This is a genomic window from Stenotrophomonas sp. 05L44_2 (genome assembly GCF_056665995.1).
On record NZ_JBFTNR010000819.1, the window covers coordinates 1 to 1694 of the forward strand.

The window sequence follows — 1694 nt, forward strand, 5'->3', positions numbered from 1 at the left end:
CCCACTGTCCGGCCCGGTGCAGATCGAGCTGCGCGCCGCCCCCGGCACACAGGTGGAGGGCCTGCCGCTGCAGTCACTGGTGCAGGCCACCGGCAGCCTGGTGGTGGGCCATCTTCCCTCTCCTGCCAACGGCAAGGCACTGGATCTTCGTCTGCAGTCGGTGCCGGGCAATCCGGCCGCGCGCGCCGAAGACGTCGCCTATCGCCTGCCGTTCCAGGCTGCCCAGCTGCGCGTGGACCAGGCGCCGCAGGGCCGGTTCAGCCACGATGACGAGGAGAACCGCGACGCCATCGACTTTGCCCTGCCCGAAGCAACGCAGGTCCTGGCCGCCCGCGAGGGTACGGTGATGCAGGTACAGGACGGTTTCCGCGGCAATGGTCTGGACCGTGAACGCGATGCCGGACGCGCCAACTTCGTTCGTATCCTGCACAGCGACGGCAGCATGGCGATGTACGCCCATCTGCAGGCCGGCGGCATGCGCGTGCGTCCCGGCCAGGCCGTGCAGGCCGGGCAGCCGATCGGCCTGTCCGGCAACAGTGGCTACAGCACCGCACCGCACCTGCACTTCGTGGTGCAGCTCAACCGGGGCATGGGGCTGCGTTCGGTGCCGGTGCGCATCCTCGCCCCGCAGGGCGAATTGCACTTCGCCCGTGAGGGCAGCGGGGACGCCAGCGCCGGGCGCTGACCCGCCGACGCCGGCAGGCCGGTATAATCGGGCGCTTATCTCTTTGAAAAGCGCCCCGTGCGGGCGCCACTGCCATGTCCGAAGTCGCCACCGAAGCGTCGCGTCGCCGCACGTTCGCCATCATTTCCCACCCTGACGCCGGCAAGACCACGCTGACCGAAAAGCTGCTGCTGTTCGGAGGCGCGATCCAGATGGCCGGCTCGGTGAAGGGCCGCAAGGCTGCCCGCCACGCCACCTCGGACTGGATGGCGCTGGAAAAGGAGCGCGGCATCTCCGTCACCTCCTCGGTGATGCAGTTCCCGTACGAAGGCAAGATCATCAACCTGCTCGACACCCCAGGCCACGCCGACTTCGGCGAGGACACCTACCGCGTGCTGACCGCGGTGGACTCGGCGCTGATGGTGATCGACGTGGCCAAGGGCGTGGAAGAGCGCACCATCAAGCTGATGGAAGTGTGCCGCCTGCGCGACACCCCGATCATGACCTTCATCAACAAGCTCGATCGCGAGGGCAAGGAGCCGATCGACCTGCTGGACGAGGTTGAAAGCGTGCTCGGCATCCAGTGCGCACCGGTCACCTGGCCGATCGGCATGGGCCAGCGCCTGAAGGGCGTGGTCCACCTGATCACCGGCGAAGTGCATCTGTACGAGCAGGGCCGCAACTTCACCCGTCAGGATTCGACCATCTTCCCCTCGATCGATTCGCCCGGGCTGGCCGAGAAGATCGGCGAGCGGATGCTGGCCGACCTGCGCGACGAACTGGAACTGGTGCAGGGTGCCAGCCACCCGTTCGACCTGCAGGCCTACCGGGCCGGCAAGCAGACCCCGGTGTTCTTCGGTTCGGGCGTGAACAACTTCGGCGTGCAGCCGCTGCTGGACTTCTTCGTCGAACACGCACCGTCGCCGCAGGCGCGCTCCACCACCGGTCGCGACGTCGCCCCGCAGGAGCCGAAGCTGACCGGCTTCGTGTTCAAGATCCAGGCCAACATGGACCCGCAGCACCGTGACCG

General features: G+C 67.7%; 2 protein-coding genes. Both read left to right on the forward strand.

Annotated elements, in window-relative coordinates; translation table 11 throughout:
- Window positions 1–685 (forward strand): M23 family metallopeptidase (locus AC1VAN_RS20970; RefSeq protein ID WP_480986653.1); only part of this gene is annotated, 685 nt, incomplete at its 5' end.
- Between the two features lie 74 nt (window positions 686–759).
- Window positions 760–1694, forward strand: a 935-nt coding sequence (locus AC1VAN_RS20975; RefSeq protein ID WP_480986654.1) for a peptide chain release factor 3, incomplete at its 3' end; no start/stop codon positions are given.